This is a genomic window from Methylobacterium sp. NMS14P (assembly GCF_028583545.1).
In the GTDB taxonomy this organism is placed as follows: domain Bacteria; phylum Pseudomonadota; class Alphaproteobacteria; order Rhizobiales; family Beijerinckiaceae; genus Methylobacterium.
Genome location: NZ_CP087107.1, coordinates 305,267 through 322,500 on the forward strand (window position 1 = coordinate 305,267; position 17,234 = coordinate 322,500).

General features: G+C 73.1%; 17 protein-coding genes. 12 read left to right on the forward strand and 5 right to left on the reverse strand.

Annotated features, from left to right (window positions below):
* The first annotated feature begins 14 nt into the window (after positions 1 to 14).
* The gene (locus tag LOK46_RS31275) at positions 15 to 1,220 is read left to right on the forward strand and encodes an L-dopachrome tautomerase-related protein (RefSeq protein ID WP_273564779.1); all 1,206 of its coding nucleotides are present in this window, start codon (positions 15 to 17) and stop codon (positions 1,218 to 1,220) included.
* Between the two features lie 180 nt (positions 1,221 to 1,400).
* Here the strand turns inward: LOK46_RS31275 and LOK46_RS31280 are convergent, their stop codons facing one another.
* A complete protein-coding gene (locus LOK46_RS31280) occupies positions 1,401 to 2,306 on the reverse strand; it encodes an MBL fold metallo-hydrolase (protein WP_273564780.1) in 906 nt (301 codons plus the stop codon).
* 178 nt (positions 2,307 to 2,484) lie between these two features.
* On the opposite strand from LOK46_RS31280, the gene LOK46_RS31285 reads away from it, so the two are divergent.
* The 9 genes from LOK46_RS31285 (at position 2,485) to LOK46_RS31325 (ending at position 10,240) form a co-directional block, all read left to right on the forward strand.
* Entirely contained in the window at positions 2,485 to 3,825 is a 1,341-nt protein-coding gene (locus tag LOK46_RS31285; protein ID WP_273564781.1) for a sensor histidine kinase, read from the forward strand.
* 6 nt (positions 3,826 to 3,831) lie between these two features.
* Complete coding sequence (locus tag LOK46_RS31290) at positions 3,832 to 4,491, forward strand: response regulator transcription factor (protein ID WP_273564782.1); 660 nt, start codon at positions 3,832 to 3,834, stop codon at positions 4,489 to 4,491.
* Between the two features lie 549 nt (positions 4,492 to 5,040).
* A complete protein-coding gene (locus tag LOK46_RS31295) occupies positions 5,041 to 5,283 on the forward strand; it encodes a hypothetical protein (RefSeq protein WP_273564783.1) in 243 nt (80 codons plus the stop codon).
* Between the two features lie 55 nt (positions 5,284 to 5,338).
* A complete protein-coding gene (locus LOK46_RS31300; protein ID WP_273564784.1) occupies positions 5,339 to 6,229 on the forward strand; it encodes an SMP-30/gluconolactonase/LRE family protein in 891 nt (296 codons plus the stop codon).
* A 76-nt stretch (positions 6,230 to 6,305) separates the two neighbouring features.
* Complete coding sequence (locus LOK46_RS31305) at positions 6,306 to 8,135, forward strand: glycoside hydrolase family 15 protein (RefSeq protein ID WP_273564785.1); 1,830 nt, start codon at positions 6,306 to 6,308, stop codon at positions 8,133 to 8,135.
* Between the two features lie 60 nt (positions 8,136 to 8,195).
* A complete protein-coding gene (locus tag LOK46_RS31310; protein ID WP_273564786.1) occupies positions 8,196 to 8,708 on the forward strand; it encodes a hypothetical protein in 513 nt (170 codons plus the stop codon).
* A gap of 336 nt (positions 8,709 to 9,044) precedes the next feature.
* The gene (locus tag LOK46_RS31315) at positions 9,045 to 9,254 is read left to right on the forward strand and encodes a hypothetical protein (RefSeq protein WP_273564787.1); all 210 of its coding nucleotides are present in this window, start codon (positions 9,045 to 9,047) and stop codon (positions 9,252 to 9,254) included.
* A 23-nt stretch (positions 9,255 to 9,277) separates the two neighbouring features.
* Positions 9,278 to 9,400 (forward strand): hypothetical protein, encoded by a 123-nt coding sequence (locus LOK46_RS31320; protein WP_273564788.1) that lies wholly within the window; start codon positions 9,278 to 9,280, stop codon positions 9,398 to 9,400.
* Between the two features lie 489 nt (positions 9,401 to 9,889).
* Positions 9,890 to 10,240, forward strand: a complete 351-nt coding sequence (locus tag LOK46_RS31325; RefSeq protein WP_273564789.1) for a hypothetical protein — start codon at positions 9,890 to 9,892, stop codon at positions 10,238 to 10,240.
* A 175-nt stretch (positions 10,241 to 10,415) separates the two neighbouring features.
* On the opposite strand, the gene LOK46_RS31330 is transcribed toward LOK46_RS31325, so the two are convergent.
* Both LOK46_RS31330 and LOK46_RS31335 read right to left on the reverse strand, forming a co-directional pair.
* On the reverse strand, positions 10,416 to 10,709 hold the full coding sequence (locus LOK46_RS31330; protein ID WP_273564790.1) for a hypothetical protein: 294 nt from the start codon (positions 10,707 to 10,709) through the stop codon (positions 10,416 to 10,418).
* Between the two features lie 129 nt (positions 10,710 to 10,838).
* On the reverse strand, positions 10,839 to 11,459 hold the full coding sequence (locus LOK46_RS31335) for a hypothetical protein (RefSeq protein ID WP_273564791.1): 621 nt from the start codon (positions 11,457 to 11,459) through the stop codon (positions 10,839 to 10,841).
* A 353-nt stretch (positions 11,460 to 11,812) separates the two neighbouring features.
* On the opposite strand from LOK46_RS31335, the gene LOK46_RS31340 reads away from it, so the two are divergent.
* The gene (locus LOK46_RS31340; RefSeq protein ID WP_273564792.1) at positions 11,813 to 13,009 is read left to right on the forward strand and encodes an FAD-dependent monooxygenase; all 1,197 of its coding nucleotides are present in this window, start codon (positions 11,813 to 11,815) and stop codon (positions 13,007 to 13,009) included.
* Positions 13,010 to 13,070: 61 nt separating this feature from the next.
* Here LOK46_RS31340 and LOK46_RS31345 read toward each other — a convergent pair whose 3' ends face one another.
* Complete coding sequence (locus tag LOK46_RS31345; protein WP_273564793.1) at positions 13,071 to 13,829, reverse strand: DUF72 domain-containing protein; 759 nt, start codon at positions 13,827 to 13,829, stop codon at positions 13,071 to 13,073.
* 66 nt (positions 13,830 to 13,895) lie between these two features.
* Between LOK46_RS31345 and LOK46_RS31350 the strand changes: the two genes are divergently transcribed.
* Positions 13,896 to 14,258 carry a DUF4186 domain-containing protein gene (locus tag LOK46_RS31350; protein ID WP_273564794.1) on the forward strand — a complete coding sequence of 121 codons (363 nt, stop codon included), beginning with the start codon at positions 13,896 to 13,898 and terminating at the stop codon, positions 14,256 to 14,258.
* 94 nt (positions 14,259 to 14,352) lie between these two features.
* Here the strand turns inward: LOK46_RS31350 and LOK46_RS31355 are convergent, their stop codons facing one another.
* On the reverse strand, positions 14,353 to 16,737 hold the full coding sequence (locus LOK46_RS31355; protein WP_273564795.1) for a type IA DNA topoisomerase: 2,385 nt from the start codon (positions 16,735 to 16,737) through the stop codon (positions 14,353 to 14,355).
* Positions 16,738 to 17,234 lie beyond the last annotated feature (497 nt).

A 17,234-nucleotide genomic window follows, 5' to 3' on the forward strand; every position in this document is an offset into this window, starting at 1 on the left:
ATGGAGTGCGCGCTATGAAGCTTGCAGGAGGCGTTCGCGCCGGGCTGGCCGTGTCGTTGATGTCCGGCGCGGCCGTGCTGGCAGGTCCCGCCGCGGCTCAGGACACGAAGCCCGCGCCCGCGACACTCACCAAGGTGGCGGGCTTCGCCCATCAGGTCACCGGCATCACCGTCAGCCGCGACGGGCGCATGTTCGTCAACTTTCCCCGCTGGAGCGAGGACGCGCCCGTCTCGGTGGCCGAGGTGAAGGACGGCAATCCTGTCCCCTACCCGGACGCGGAGTGGAACAGCTGGCGCAACGCCAAGAAGGACGAGGTCGACCCGAAGACCCACTTCGTCTGCGTGCAGAGCGTCGTGGCCGACGGCCAGGACCGTCTCTGGGTGGTCGACGCGGCCGCACCCGCCATGGCGCACGTCGTCAAGGACGGCCCCAAGCTCGTCGGCATCGACCTGAAGACCAATCGGGTCGTGAAGACGATCCCGTTCGACACCAGCACGGTGCTGCAGGCCTCCTACATCAACGACGTGCGGATCGCGCCGGACGGCAAGACCGCCTACCTGACGGATTCCGGCGCCGAGGGGGCGCTGATCGTGGTGGATCTCGACAGCGGGTCCGCCAAGCGCGTGCTGTCCGGCCATGCCTCGACCATGCCGGACAAGAGCGTGACCGTTCAGTACGACGGCAAGCCGCTGCGCCGCCCGGACGGTCGCGGCGTCGAGTTCTCGGCCGACGGCATCGCCCTCTCGCCGGACGGGAAGACGCTGTACTGGCAGGCCATCAAGGGCGAGACGCTCTACAGCCTGCCGACCGACGCGCTCACCGGCTGGGCGACCGCCGCCTTCGTGCCCGAGACGCTCAGCGACCGGACGCTGGAATCGAAGATCGTGACGGTCGGCGAGAACGGTCCCGCCGACGGCCTGCTGATCGCCCGCAAGGACGGCCGGATGTACGTGACCTCGCCGCAGGACAACGCCGTGAAGGTCCGCGACCTGACCGGCAACGGGAGCGGCCTCACCACCCTGGTGCAGGACCCGCAGCTGCGGTGGCCGGACACGTTCAGCGAGGGCCCGGACGGAACGATCTACGTGACGACGTCGCACATCCAGGACTCGGCCGACTACAAGCCCGGCGCACCGATCAGCCTTCCCACGGAACTCTGGGCGATCCGGTCAGGGCCGGGCGACGTCACCGGGTCCACGGCGCCCGGGACCGCACGCTGAGGGTGTGGGCCGCCCCGGCTGCGCCCGATCTTCCCGACGCAGACCTCCCTCGACCGGTCAGGTCGGTGGAGGCCGTGCGCGTGCTGCCGAGCGATCGTCGTCGGGCGGGCGCCCAGCCCGCGAGGCACCGGCCGGGCCCGACCGCGATCGCCCCCTCCGCGGCGCCGCGAACCGGATCCTCTAGATCAGCGCGTATCCCGCATCGGTCCGCTCGATCCGCCCGCGGGCGGCAAGGTGCATCCCGGTCACAACCAGACCTTCCGCCGCCGCGCGATCGAGGATGCGCCGGCGGGTCGCGATCGCCTCCGCCGGATCAGTGTCCCAGATGACGGTCCAGTCCGGGTGCGGCATCTGCAGGAGCCGCGAGTGGACGACGTCGCCCCAGATCAGCAACCGGTCCGCGCCGTCCGCGATCAGCACGCCCATATGCCCCGGCGTATGGCCGGGGAGCGGCAGCGCGCGGATGCCGGGGGCGAGTTCCGCCTCGCCCGAGACGCGGCGGATCCGATCGCGATAGGCGGTGAGCACGGCCTGCGCCGTCTCGAACATCGGGCGCAGGGCGGCGGGCGCGGACGCCTGCGCCCCCGCATCCGTCCAGTAGGCGACCTCCCGCTCCTGGACCACGAGCTCGGCATTCGCGAACCGCGCCAGCCGGCCCGTCGTCAGGAGACCGCCCACGTGGTCGGCGTGGAGGTGGCTCAGCCAGACGGTCTCGACCTGATCGGGCCGCACGCCCTCCGCCGCCAGCGCGGCGGTCACCCGGTCGAAGCCCGGCCCGAAGACGGTGCCGCAGCCCGCATCGAGCAGCCAGTGGCGCGCGCCGCGCCGGATCAGGAAGGCGTTGACCGGCTCCGGCGACGGACCGTCCGCGGCGAGACCGGCACCCTTCAGCAGGGCCCGCCCGGCCGGGCTCTCGACCGCGGGCATCATGCGCGGCTCCAGCGGGAACAGCCCGTCGCGCAGGGGCGTCACGGTGAGAGTGCCGACCCGATAGGGCCCGGGCGCGGCCGCGGCGGGGCCGCGCAGGCCGAGCGGCAGCAGGGCGGAGGCGGCGAGCAGGCCGCGGCGGGAGAGACGAAGGGCCATGGCGGGCTCCGCGGGAGACGGGACGCTGCCATCCTGCGGACCGGGTCGGCCTCGGGCCAGGGATGTCCTCCCGCCCGCGACCGGGCATTCTTCCCGCGTTGACCCGGCCCAGCTTGCGCGTCGGGACGTTCCCGGTGCCAGATCGGCGCGTCGCTTCGAGCCCGGCCGTTTCGCCCCCATGAGCCTGCCCGCGCATCTCGGCTTACGCCTCCTCGTGGTCGCCACCCTGTGCTTGGCCGGCGCGGTCGCCTGGACCGGCTTCGCGGCACACGCGAGCCTGCGCCGGGAGGCCGCGATCTCGGCGGATCGGATCGCCGCGCAGCTCGCGCGTCAGCCGGGCCTCGGCAGCGCCGGTCCGGTCGCGATGCCCGCCGCGCCGCCGCAGCCCGCGCCGGCCATCCTCACGATCCTGCCGGGGATCTGCGCCGACATCCAGCTCGGCGTCGAGCTACCCCGGCGCGTCTGCGGCGACTGGGATGGCCTCGATGCCGCCCCCGGGTGGTTTCGGGCGGCGCTCGCGGCGGACGCCGGGGCCGCGCCGACGATCCGCGCCGTCGTCTATCGGGAGCGCGCGATCGGCAGCGTCACGGCCTGGCCCGACCCGACCGCCGCGGCGGCCCGTGTCTGGCAGCGGGTGCGCCTCGCGGGCGGGCTCGCGCTCGCTCTGACGGCGGCGACACTGCTTCTCAACTGGCTCGCCGTCCTGCGCCTCGTCGCGCCCGCCGGGCAGATCGTGCTCGGGCTGGGAAACCTCGACGCCGCCCGCACCCGGTCGCCGCTGCCGCGCTTCGCCGCCGCCGAGTTCGATCGGATTGCCCGCGCCTGCGATGACCTCGCCGACCGGCTCGCCCGCGCCGAGGCGGCACGCGCGGAGCTGATGCAACGGCTCGTCACCGTGCAGGAAGAGGAGCGGCAGGCGCTCGCGCGGGACCTGCACGATGCCTTTGGCCAGTGCCTCGCCGCCGCGGGCGCGCGCGCGGCCGCGATCGAGCTCGCCGCGCCCGACGATCGCGAGGATCTTCGCGCGGACGCGCGCGGCATCGAGGCCGTGATCGCCACCATGCGGGAGAGCCTGCGCGGGGCGCTGGCGCGCCTCGAACTGCCCGACCTCGCCGAGACTGGGCTGGAGGACGCGCTGCGGGGCCTCGTGGCGGATTGGCGGGCGCAACTCAGGTCCGGCCCGGCCCTCCATCTCGACGTGGCCGGCGACCTCACCGACATACCCGCGACCGTGTCGGCGAGTCTCTACCGCATCGCGCAGGAACTCCTGACCAACGCCCTCCGCCACGGGAGGCCGAGCCGGATCTTCCTGCGGGTCGTCAGGGCGGAGACCGTGGCGCGGCCGGTGACGCTCACGCTGGACGACGACGGCAAGGGCGATGTGTCCCGCACCGCCTCCGGGACGGGCCGCGGGCTCGTCGGCATCCGGGCGCGGCTCGCCGCCCTCGGCGGCAGCTTCACGATGACCGGCACAGGCAGCGGGATCCGCGCCTGCGCGACCGTCCCGACCGCGGGCTGAGGCGCCATGGCCACGTCCATCCTCCTCGTCGACGACCATCCGGTGGTGCGCGAGGGCTATCGCCGCCTGATCGAGCGACAGCCGGGACTCGCCGTGACGGCAGAGGCGGCGAGCGCGGCGGAGGCCTACCGCCAGTACAAGGCGCACGGGCCGGACCTCGTGATCCTCGACCTGTCGCTTCCGGGACCGAGCGGCATCGAGGCCATCCGGCACATCCGCCAGTGGGACGGGGCGGCCCGCATCCTCGTCTTCAGCATGCGCACGGGGGCCGTCGTCGCGCGGCAAGCCTTCGCGGCGGGGGCGTGCGGCTACGTCAGCAAGGCGAGCCCGCCGCGCGAGTTGCTGGCGGCGGTGGCGGCCGTGCTGCGCGGCGAGCGGGCGATGAGCGCCGATATCGCCCACGCGATCGCCCAGGACGACGTCACGGGCGGGCGCGCGGCCGTCGACGCGCTGAGCCCGCGGGAGGTCGAGATCCTGAGCCTGACCGCGGGGGGAATGACCGCGCAGGCCGTGGCCGAGGCACTGTGCCTGAGCCTGAAGACCGTGCACAACAACCTGTCCGGAATCCGCGCCAAGCTCGGTGCTCGCACCGATGCACACCTCGTCTGGATCGCCGTGGGCGCCGGGCTCGTGTCCCCGCCCGAGGAGCTGGCCGGCAGGGCGTGACGGGCGCCATGCGTGCACTCCGACCTTCATCGAAGGCGCACGCGCCGCAACCGTCGCGTGCGCCGCCAGCGCGTCCTCCGGGCCGGCTTGCCGGTCGACGGCCGGCCCGTCCCGGTCGCTGAGGTCAGCATCTCGGGCAGCGTGATCGCGCGCGAGGATTTGTCTGACCGAAGGTTGATCCTTCCCAACATCCATCGATGAACGGCGCGGCGAGTTTAATCCGCGCCGGTGCGTGCGTGAGGGCACCCCGCGATTGTACGTCGTTACCTACATTGCCTTCACACTGTAAAATGACGTGCCAAGTCACGGTTCGAGATTTTGCCGAGACTGCGGATTAAACGACGATTACATGGCAGCGGCGTCGCTGCTCTTCGGTGGGGGGGCGGTCACGGACTTGCGCGGGCGCAACCGTACGCCGACGCCCGAGTGGTCGCTCGCGGATCTCCCGTCGGTCGTCGGTTCTCGCCCCGAGGAAGGCCGCGTTTCACAGCGCCGGAAAGTCGAAGCGGAGATTGAAGCGGGAGGCTCGCCATGACTGTCGGAACAACAATGACGCGCGGAGCGATCATCGGCCTGGTCGCGCCGTTCATCTGCATCAATGCGGCGCTGGCAGCCTCGTTCACGGGAACGGGCGGCGGCCCCGAGACCACGATCAACGCGCCGTACCGCTCGTCGGTGGGGCAGACGGTGCCGCCCGGCGCGGCGGCCGCGCCGCTGCACGACCCGCGCGAGCGGACACGGCGGCAGAAGGACCTCGACGCGGTCCTCGGCAGCGTCTGCGACAAGTGCTGACGCCGCCGCGACAGGTCCGCCTCACTTATCGACTGGCACGAACGGGATCGATCATTTGCGTCCTCCGCACGACATCCGCATCCTCAGCCAGGTGCGCTGCCACCTCGGTGAAGGACCGAGCTACGACCCGCGCACCGGCACGGCGTGGTGGGTCGATATCCTGGAAGCGCGCCTGTTCGAGAAACCGATCGCCAGCGCCCAGAAGGCGCTGGTCCACGTCCTGCCCGTTCAGGTCAGCGACATCGCGGCGATCGACGGCGCCCACCAGCTGCTCTCGGCGGAGGACGGCCTCTACGTCCGGTCGATCCGGGACGGGGACATCCGGATGCTCTGCCCCCTCGAGGAGGATCTGCTCGACAACCGCTCCAACGACGGCCGCGTCCATCCGAGCGGGGCGCTGTGGATCGGCACCATGGATCGCGACGCCACCAAAGGGCGCGGCTCGATCTATCACGTGGCCGGCACGAAGGTGCATCGCCTCTTCGGTGGCCTGACGATCCCCAACGGCATCAGCTTCTCGCCGGACGGCGCCACCGGCTACTTCGTCGATACCGACGTCGGCGTGCTTCACCGCGTCCCGCTGGATCCGAGGACCGGGCTGCCGCGGGGGCCGGTCGCGATCCATTTCGACCATCGCGGCGGCGCGGGCGCGATCGACGGGGCCGCCGTGGATGCCGAGGGCCTGATCTGGACGGCGCGCTTCGGCGCCGGCTGCCTCGACGCCTACAGCCCCGCGGGCGAGCGGGTCCGCACCGTCTCGGTGCCGATGCGGCAGCCGACCTGTCCGACCTTCGCGGGCCGCGACCTCGACCGCCTGCTGGTCACGTCCGCCTACGAGGGCATGGACGCGGCGGACCGCGCCGAGGATCCGGAGCACGGCCGGACCATCCTGATCGACGTGGGCGCGCGGGGGCTGCTGGAGCCGGCTTTCCGGCTCTGCGCCTGACTTGGCGTGTCCGGCCGAACACCGTCCCTCGCGCCCCCTCGGCCCGGGCGTCGAAGCCCAACCCTCAGGAGATTCCATGACCGAATCGGGCGAGCGCCCCTATCAGCCGATCGAAGCCTACGCTCTCCTCAGCAACTGCGAGGGGTGCGCGCTCGTCGCCCGCGACGGGTCGATCGACTGGGCCTGCCTGGAGCGCTTCGACGCCGACCCGGCCTTCTCCCGGCTGCTCGACCGCCGACGCGGCGGCCAATTCTCCATCCGCCCCGAGGGTCGCTACGAGACGACGCGGCAGTACCTGAGCCGCAGCAACATCCTGGAGACCACCTTCACCACGCCGGACGGCTTCGTGACCCTGCACGACTTCATGGTCGGGCCGGAGGGCGGCCCGCACCGGCCCCTGCTGGTTCGGCACGTCAGCGGCGTGTCGGGCCGCGTCCCGATGGTGGTCGCCTACCGGCCGCTGGCGGGCTTCGCCGAGGCCTTCGCGCCGCCGCAGATCGCGGGCGGCCGGGTGACGGCACCGGGATGCCCGGGCCTCGTCGCGGATGTCGAGCTCGTGCGGGACGGCGCCGGCGCCGCCGCGCGGTTCATCCTGGACGGCGGGCAGGCGCGGAGCTTCAGCCTCTACGGCGACGCTCTGCCGGACACGCCGCCGGACGCGCGCGCCCTGATGGAGCGGACGCGCAGCGCCTGGGTGCTGTGGACGCGGGACGCCGCCTATACCGGGCCGCTGGCGGATGAGCTGATCCGGTCGGCGCTCGTGCTCAAGGCGCTGACATACGCGCCGACGGGCGCGATGGTGGCGGCGGCCACGACCTCGCTGCCGGAGGAGATCGGCGGGATCCGCAACTGGGATTACCGGTTCTGCTGGATCCGCGACGCGTGCCTGTCCTTCTACGTCCTGAAGAAGTTCGGCATGCTGCGCGAGGCCGAGGCCTTCTTCGGGTTCGTGGCCGAACTCTGCGCGCGGGCGAAGGGGCGGCTGCGACCGCTCTACAGCGTCTCGGGCGAGGCCGATCTCGCCGAGGCCACGATCGCGCATTTCGAGGGCTGGCGGGGCAGCGCGCCGGTGCGGGCGGGCAACGAGGCCGCCGAGCAGCATCAGGCGGACGCGTACGGACAGGTGCTCGACCTGCTCTACCTCTACACACGCCTGGGCGGCACGCTCCCGGAGGCGATGCACGGGCACGGTGCCCGGCTGGCCGACATCTCCGCCGCGCACTGGCACCGGCCCGACGCCGGCCTCTGGGAGCCGCGCAAGCCCGAGCAGCGCTACCTCCACGCGGCGATCATGAACTGGGTCGCCCTGGACCGGGCGATCCGGCTGTTCGGCCCGCGCGAGACGTGGTGCCGGGAGCGCGACCGCATCGTCGCCTGCGTGAACGGCCCGGGGATCCACCGGGACGGCTACTACCCGCAATACCTCGGCGGGGACGACGTCGATGCCGCCCTGCTGATGGCGCCCATGGTCGGCTTCCCGGTCGACGAGGCCGCTTTCGCCCGGACCGTGGACGTCGTCATCGAGCGCCTCGGGCACGGCCACCTCGTCTACCGCTACCGGAACGACGACGGCCTGCCCGGCCACGAGGGCACGTTCCTGCTCTGCGCCTTCTGGCTGGTCGACGCGCTGCTCTGGCTCGGCCGGGACGCGGAGGCGCGGCTGCGCTTCAACGCCCTGCGCGCCCTTCAGAACGATGTCGGCCTCTACGCCGAGGAGGTCGCGCCGGACGGCGCGTTCCTCGGGAACTTCCCGCAGGCGTTCAGCCACCTCGGCTTCATCCACAGCGCCCTGATGCTCGACCTGTTCGACCACGGCGGTCGCGCGGCGGTGCAGGGCACCTACGCCGACCGGTCCCTGCGCGAGACGGCGCTGCGCCGGACCCCGACGCTCGGCGGGCCCGACTGATCGCCGCGCACCACCCGCCCCTCCCCTATCGCCACCCCTCGAGCGTCACCCGGAGTGCCCATGTCCCGATCCAGCCGTCACGAAGCCCGTCTCCTGAGCGTCGACGAGGCCGATCTCGTCGCGCGCTCCCATCATCCCAGGCTCGGTGAGGCCGACGACGGCGGCTTGGCGGAGCTGGTCGCGCGCCTTCGGGCAAGCCGCGACCGCGCGCGGGATATCTCCCGCCGGCAGCGCCGCGAGCTGCGCGGCAAGGCCGCCCCGTCCGGCGCGCGCGCCGCGGCGGACAACACCGGGACCCGCCGGAAGGCCGCGGTGCTGGCGGCCGCGGTGAAGCGCGCCAGCAAGGAGAGCGAGCGCAGGCGGAACGCCCGGGCGCGCGGTCGCCTGGTCACGAGCTCCCGCAGGGCGCTGGCGCTGAAGCAGGCCGCCGGCGATCACGGACTGGCGCGACCGACCACGCGCACCGCGCACGATGGCATGCAGCCCGTGCCCAACGACGGCCTCGCACCGTCGGGTGCCCTCGACAGCGCGGGGCACGAGATCGCGCGGCGTCGCGGCGGCGGTCCGCGGTAACGCTAGGCCCTGCCGGCTCCCGCGAGCGCTCCGGGCTGAGCCCTTCTCCCTCCGGCCACCGCCTCCGCGGCATCTCACCGGGAGCGGACAGGCCGGATCCGCCGCGCACCGCTCTTCCGGCCCCGACCGGTCGCGGGCGCGAGCGCGGGCCTACGCCTCGGGGTCCGAGCCGGAGCGGATCGCGCGAGGTCCCCGTCGAAGCTCCCGCTCGAAAATCGCGAACGCGCGCGTCGACACCGCGACAGACGCCGTCAGTCCTGGCAGGGTGGGATGAGATCCTGGCCCTGGGCCGATGCAGAGCGCGCGCCGACAGGTGGGGGCACGAGGATGTCGTCGATGCGGGGCGCCGCGCTGGTTCTCGGGACCCTTCTCGTCATCGCGACCTTCGTGTGGTTCATGTACTTCGTCCCCCTGGGATGTGCGATGAACACGACGGGTTGCCGGGAGACGTTCACCGTCTGGAGCGGCCTCGGCCTGGTCCATTTCTGGTCGCCGCTCCTGGTCGCAACCTCGGCGATCGTTTTCGGATTATCGGGCTCCAAGTAGATTGGCGGCATCATCGGATATCGATGGATGCGCACCGAGTCTCACAGTCGTCGACCGATCCGGTCGGGAGCGACGCGGTGGTCGTTGAGGCCCAGGCGAGCCCTGCGGTCGGGATCGTGGCGATGGCCGAGCAGACGTTCCCGTGACCGTGCCGGCGGGTCACAGCTCAACTTGCCGGCGGGGGGCGGCCCGTGCGAGGCGTCGCGTGCGACACTGCATGACGTGAGTTGATCCGCCGATCACATGACCCGCACCGTCGACCAGATCCGCGCGCGGCCCCGTTGCGGCGAGACGCAAGATCGGCGCGGACCGAGCGAGGCCTCCGTGGCGGACGGGCCTGCCCGCGACCGGACGCTCACCGCGCGAGTCCCGATCCTCGTCCCTCTTATCCGTGCGTGCACGCTCGATCGCGCCCGCACTCCGACGACCGCCGATCCGCGCCTCCGCTGTCGCGGCCAGGATGGCGTTCGCCGGCCAGAGCGGGATGCCGGTCCACACCGGTCTCGGCATCGGACAGTCCCGGTGAACGGGCGAGAACGGGACTGGGCCGCCCACGGCAACATCGCGCCGGCGCCTGCCGGACGAGCCGCGGCCCGCGAGGCGGGACCGCTCGCGACCACAGGGAAGGTACGGGAATGATCATCTGGTCCGGCTGGGGAATGCTGACGGCCCTGATCGCGGCGGCGGGCCTCATCGGCAGCGTGCTGCTGGATCCGGCGCTCGCCCGCCTGGGCGTCCCGACGCCCACGGGAGTCATCCTCGTGTGGGTCGTGGCTGCGGGCTTCAACTGGTGGCTCGGCACACGGCTGAACGGCCGGCCGGGCCGCGAGCTGCTCGACCCGCGCACGGGGCAGACGGTGATCCTGCGCCCGCGCCACACCCTGTTCTGGATCCCGATGCAGTACTACTCGGTGCTGATGGTTCTGCTCGGGCTGCTCGCCGTGATCGGCGCGATGCACGCCGGCGCGCCGGGCCGGTCGGCCTGATGGGGTCCCGCCGCGCCGCGGGTGCGCGGCCGGGACCTCTCCGAGACCCCTCCGGGGCCGACCGTGTCGCGGTCGCCGCCCCGCTACGGTCGGCGCGCGGGTCTCACCGCGCGCCTCCGACCGCGTGCCCGGCGGCGCTCGACGCCGCGGCGCAGGTCCGAGGCCCGTGACGGCTCTAGGGACAGTCCGGCACGTCCGGTACCGCGTCGAAGGCCTGCGGTCCCGGCTGGGTCCGGGAGCGGGCGACGAGGCGGACCATGACCCGGCATTCAACCGCCCGGACGCGGTAGCGCGCCTCGTCGACGCGCTCGACCGCATCGATCGGGCGCGATCCCAAGACCCGCGCGGCCGCCTCCGCGACGGCCTGGACTTCGCGCACGCGCTGCCAGGACGGCGGCAGGGCGGCCTGGGCGGTCGTCGGGAGCAGCGCGAGCGCCGTCGCGCGTAGCCAGCGCCGCGCAGCCATCATGCCCGGGCCTTGCGGGCCCTGTCGGGAGCCGACACCGGCGCCGGAGCAGCGGCCCGGATCGGCCGGAACGCGAAGAGCCGAAGGCGTCGGCGCACGGGCGTCTCTCCGTTCAGGCGGCATGGACGAACCTCAGCGAACCGCGAAGACGGAGGCCGGCGCCCCGTAGCGCCGGTCCCAGCCGTCCCAGGCCACGTCGGTCGGTCCCACGGCGAAATCGACGACCCGCCAGCCGTTCCCGTCCTGGCGCAGCAGCGCGGCGTAGTCGTTCGAGTCCAGATCGTCCGCCGCGCGCGCGAGGGGGCGGCCGTCGGGCCGCTGCATCCGCGCGAACAGGAAGGCCCAGGGACCGACGCGGTTGAGGGCGTGCACGACGAACTGCACCGGCTGTCCGCGCCCGGCCTCGGCGGGGCCCCGGGCGGCATCGAGCAGCGCGCGCCGCGCCGCGCCCTGCGGGGTCTCCGTCCCGGCCCGTGCAGGCTGTCCGGCGCCGTCGTCGCAGGGCTGCCAGGTCCGCTGGGCGCCGACGTCGCCTGGGCGCCCGTAGCACCAGCCCGCGGCGGCGAGCCGGCGATCCAGGGCGTCGCGCCGTTCGCAGGCCGCCCGGGTGCGCGGATCGTCGCCGGAGCCGCCGCGGCACAGGCCGTTGGCCGTGCTCCAGTCCCGGAGGAGCGCCGGCACCGGTTCGGCGCGCGGCGAGGTCGGCGCCGTCATCACGAAGGCGCCGAGCGCGCCGACGAGCAGTGTTCGCATGGTCAGGCCTCTCCGGCTCGCGTCGGGCCCGCGCGGCCACCACCGGGGGCACCGGCGTCGGCACGCCCGACCGCGCGTCTCCGTACCGGCGTCTCCCGACCGCGCGCCGGCCCCCGGATTGCCGACGGATTTCCCGTGATCCTCTGTCATCCCCTGCGCTCCCCGCGTCGGCCGGTCTCACGTCAGCCCTGAGCCCGCCAGACCAGGTTCCGCGCGCGTCCGTGGCGCCGATGTCGGGCGCGCGGCGGGACCTGTCGAGGGGATCGGCGCCGTGGCGGCTCGGGCGCGCGCCGCCGCGGCGGTGGCAACCCGTTCCGCCGGAGGGTGTTGGGTCCCCCGGAGGTCGTTTCCGAATGGCGCGTCGCATCCTGATCACCGGCGCCAGCATCGCAGGCAACACCGCCGCTTGGTGGCTCGGCCGCAGCGGCTTCGACGTGACCGTCGTCGAGCGCGCGCCCGCCTTCCGGGACGGCGGGCAGAACATCGATGTGCGCGGCGTCGGCCGCGCGGTGCTGCGCCGGATGGGCCTGGAGCGGGCGGCCCTCGACAGCGGCACCGGCGAGGAGGGGACGGCCTGGATCGACGATCAGGGGCGGGTCGCCGCACGATTCGACGTCGCCGGGTCCGCGGGCGACGGCCCGACCGCCGAGATGGAGATCCTGCGCGGCGACTTGGCCCGCCTTCTCTACGAGCCGGCCCGGGAGCGGGCCCGCTACCGCTTCGGCGACCGCGTGGCCCGCGTCGCGGAGGACGGGGACGCGGTCGCCGTCACCTTCGCGGGCGGCGACACGGAACGCTACGAGGCGGTGATCGTGGCGGAGGGCGTGGGCTCATCGACCCGCGAGCTCGTCTTCCCCGGGGAGAACGCGCCGCGCTGGATGGATCTGACCATCGCCTACTTCACGATTCCCCGAACCCCCGACGACGACCGGATGTGGCGCTGGTTCAACGCGACGGGCGGGCGCAGCATCTCGCTGCGGCCGGACCAGCACGGCACCACGCGCGCGATGCTGACGCTCCGTCAGCCGCCCGGCGGCGAGCAGAACTGGGATATCGCCCGGCAGAAGGCCTTCCTGCGGGCGCGTTTCGAGGGTGCCGGGTGGCAGGCCGAGCGCGTCGTGGCGGGTTTGGACGGGACGGACGATTTCTACCTCGACGTCCTGCGCCAGGTGCGGATGAAGCGCTGGTCGTCCGGCCGCGTCGTGCTGACCGGCGACGCGGCCTGGTGCGCGACGCCGCTCGCGGGGATCGGCACGACCCTGGCGGTCACCGGCGCCTGCGTGCTGGCCGGCGAGCTGGCGCGCACGGACACGGTCGCGGCGGCCTTCGCGGCTTACGAACGGGTCATGCGCCCGTATGTCGAGAAGGCGCAGAATGTCCCCAAACTGGCGCCGAAACTCATGAACCCGCGCACGCGGATCGGCATCCGCCTCCTCCACACGGCCCTGAACGTCGCGAGCTGGCCCGCCATTCGCCGCGCCACCGCGAAGCTGTTCGACGGGCGCTCGGACGAGCCCGATCTCGCCGCTTATGTCGGTCGATCGGCTTGAACCGGCACCTCGGCACCCGAACGCCGCGCGGCTTTCCCGCACGCGCTCGGATCTCCGCGGCTCAGCAGGAATCGGATCCCAATCGGGTCTCGACGCGCGCGAGCATGGCGAGGGCATCACCGATCGCCGCAAACTCCGCGGTGTTGTCGAAGATGCACCACGCGCGACGGCCGAGGGCCCTGTGCTCTCCGAGGCGCTCCTCGATCCGGGACAGGACGCGCGGTTCGTACGCCGAGTAGTACATCCGTGGCGAGCCGTGGAGCCGGTAGTAGACGAGGTTCGGCCAGCCGCCGGGGACGGCGGCGTCACGGACCGGCGCGGGGTCGGCCGCGACACGGGCGATCGCGAGGCCGACGAGCAGGCGATCGACGTCCTGGGTGAACCACGTGGCGTGGCGCGGTTCGCAGACGATGTCGCCCGGGAAGTGCCGCCGGAATCCCGTCAGGAAGGTCGCCGCAGAGGGGAGGTCGAAGGCCAGACTCGGCGGGAGCTGGAGCAGCAGCGGCCCGAGTTTCGTCCCGAGGCCCGCGACCTCCCCGAGGAAGCGCGCGAGGGGCTCGTCCGCGCCGATGAGGCGCCGCTCGTGCGTGACCGATCGCGGCACCTTCACGGCGAAGCGGAACCCGTCCGGCACCGCCGCGGCCCATTTCGCGTAGGTCGTCACCCGGTGGGGCCGATAGAAGGAGGTGTTGATCTCGACCGCGGAAAAGCGCTGTCCGTACCGCTCCAGATGGCTGCCCGCCTCTGGGAATCGCGGCGCGTAGGCTCTGGGCAGGCTCCAGCCCGCGGTCCCGACGGCGATGGCGTCTGATGGATACATGGAATACCGCTCGCGGCCGAAGTCGGGCCGGCCCGACCGGCGATCGGTAGACCGGGATCTGCGCGCATGCGAGCGCTCGACGAGGTGTTCGACCGTCTCCCGCAATCCGCGCTCCGTCGACGCTTCCGGCTGGCGACCGCCGATCGGGTCTACCTTCGGGAGAAGGGATTCCCGACGGTCCTGGACCACGCGCGGGACTTCGTTCGGCGACGCCTCGCACCCGCCGAGCCGAGGAACGACGGCAAGCAGACGCCCTTTCGCGGTCATCCCGTCTTCACGGCGCAGCACGCGACGGCGACCTGCTGCCGGGGCTGTCTGGCCAAGTGGCACGCGATCCCCACCGGCCGGGAATTGACCGCCGCCGAGCAGGCCCACGTGGTCGCGGCGATCGCGCGCTGGCTGCGCTCCGAGGACGCCGAGGCCGCCTGAGGCGCGCCCGGGACTCGGCGGCCGGGGCACCGAGACGGGGCGAAGCCGCCGTCGCGGTCGAGCGCCGCAAGCCAGTCCCTCGCGCCGGGGCGCTTCAGGCCCGGCGGCGTGCCGCTGCCGGTCGCGGCGTCCGGGCCACCCGGCCCCGCCGCTTCTCGCGCTCCGCGGGCCGCTTGGCCTTCGCCCCTCCGGAACTCGCGTCGTCCCTCCCCTGCCGCGGCTGCGCGGCGTGCGCGTCGAGGAAGCGTCGGCACGCGTCGAAATCCGTCTCCGCTTCCGGAGGGCACGGGATTCCGCGCTGCTGGGCGAGGCTGCGCGCGTAGCCGACCATCGCCGCGCTCGGGATCCGCCGACCGCCGGGGTGTTCGGCGTCGCCCTCCTGCGCGGCGCGCGGTCCGGCATGGGTGTCGAGGAACGCGCGGCAGACGCTGATGCTGCTCTTGCAGCCGCGCGGCAGCGTCACGCCCTTCCGCTCGGAGAGGCTCACCGCGAACGCCATCATGGCCGGCGTCGGCGGCCGCTGGTCGCCCTGACTGGCTGGGATCAGGCTCGGATCGAGGCTGACCGCCGGCGCCTGCGCGATCGCGGCGATCAGGTCGTCGAGGCGCGCGCGGGTGCGCTGCCGGAAGGCGTTCGCGCGCGCGACGGCCTCGGCACGCGTGGCCGCCCGTCCGATCTCGGCGAGTTCCGCCTCGAACATGGCGCGCCCGACCGGGTCCCCGTAGGCCGGGAACACGCCGCGCACCGCGCGGATGAAGGTCAGGCCGACCTCGGTGACCTCGATGGCCGGATCCTTTCCCGTGGACAGCGTGATGTAGCGACTCTTCAGGAGCTTGGGCAGGATCGTGTCGCGGGTCGCGGCCGTACCGAGACCCTTCGGCTCGTTCGGGTTGGCGGGGTTCTCCAGGGCGCGCTTGGCGGCCGGATCGTCCACTTGGTCGATCAGCCGGCCCATCACCACCGGCAATTCGCCTCGGGTGATCCGCCGCGGTGGCTCGGTCATCGCGGTGGCAACGTCCGCCGTCGCGGCGGAGGCGCCCTCCCCGTCGGTCACCAGCGGCAGGCGGGTGGCGGTGGCTTCCGCCTCGCGCTTGGCCTTGCCGGGCACGGCATCCGCTTCGGCCTCGGCCTCGCTGCCGTAGATCGCGCGCCAACCCGGAGCGCGCACGACGCTGCCGGAGACGGCGAACCGCTTCACGCCCAGCGGTGTCGCCACATCCGCGGTGACGCTCGTGCGCGCGTCGACACCGTCGGGAAGGTGCGCGGCGAGATAGGCCTTCGCCACGAGTTCCCACAACCGGAACTGATCGACGCCGAGACGGCCGCGCTCGGGCACCTTGCGCAGGGGCACGATGGCGTGGTGCTCGCCCGGATCCGCGACGTAGTGGCCCCTGAGGCCGCGACGGATCAGCGGCGCGGCGTCCTGCGGAACGACCGCGCTCAGGTCGGTCAGGACGGTCGTGACGGCCGCGACGATCGCGGCGGCATCGCCGGCCTGGCCCTCCGGCAGGTGCTCGGACTCCGTGCGCGGGTAGCTGAGGTAACCCTGATCGTAGAGGTCCTGAGCCACGCCGGCCGTGTGCTGCGGGTCCCAGCCGAACCGTTTGGCGCAGCGCCGCGCGAGGGTGTCCTTCGAGAACAGCCGGGGCGGCGCGCGCCGGACATCCTTGTGCGCGACCGCCAGGGGGCCCGACCACGTCGCCGCGGCGGTGCGGACCGTCTCGGCGATCGCCGCGTCGAAGATCCGCTCCTTCGGGGCGTGCCACAGGGTGATCTCCGCGCCCGCGTCGGTGGCCAAGTGCACCGCGACCTTGAAGAAGTCCTGCGGCACGAAGGATCGGATCCGCTCCTCGAGGTCGGCCAGGATGGCGAGGGTGGGCGTCTGCACGCCGCCGAAGCGCCAGGGCTCCCGGAAGGCGGGCGGCCGCAGGCGCAGCGAGATTGCCCGCGTGCCGTTCAGGCCGAGATGATAGTCCTCGTACTGCCGGCACAGCGCTTCGAGGTAGGCGGCGTAGTCGCGCTCGCCCGACTCGGGGTCCTTGGCCAGGGCCGCGAAGGCGCGCCGGATCGAGACCTCGTCGAGCGCGCCGAGCTTGAGCCGGTCGACCCGGCCGTTCCAGCCGAGATGCTCGAGGACTTCCCAGGCGATCATCGAGCCCTCGCGACCGGGATCCGTGGCGATGATCACGCGGTCCACGCCGCTCAGCGCCTGCCGGATCGCGGCGATCTTCGGCCCGTGCGACTGGCCGGACCGGTTCGTGCCGTAGCCGACCGGGATCGTGGCGAGGACGATCGGGAGGACGTCGAAGCGCCAGGGCTTCCACTCGGGCCGGATGCTGCCCGGCTCCTCGGCCGACAGCAGGTGTCCCTCCGCGGCCACGCAGACCGTGCTCGGGGAGCGGAAGAAGCGCTGCAACTGGCGCATCGCCGAGGGCTTCTCGAAGAAGAACAGCGTGCGACCGGAACTCGGAGGTGACATGTCGCTGACCGATAGGACTGTCGCCGCGCCGGGCGGCAGTTCACATTTTGTTCCAGTCCGTCGCCGCTTGCAACCGGCGTCATGGAATGGGAGGCCGCCGGGGCCGCGTCGCCGCATTACCCGGGTGCGCGGTTCGGGCCACGATGCGGTCGCCGCACCGGTTGCCGGCGGCGCCATTCACGGAAACTCCGTCTACGGAGCCGACGCGGATCGGTCGAGCGCATCGTGGACGCCCGGATGCTCTGTCTTCGCGACCCGTCGTACGGCGGCATCTCACGCGGTGGCTCCCGTCCGCGCTCGCCAGAGTCCGAGCCGGGCAAGGCCGCCGGCTGGAACCCGGCACCCCGTGTCGCCGGAACCCCGCCTGCGCCCGGCGCCGCGCCATCGACGGCCGCGCGTTCGGCGCCCCGAAGGCTCCGAACGCGCGGCTGCGCGACGCGGTGTTCCCGCCCCTGGGGCCTGCCGGGGCGGGCATCTAGCTGACGTGAAACCGAGGC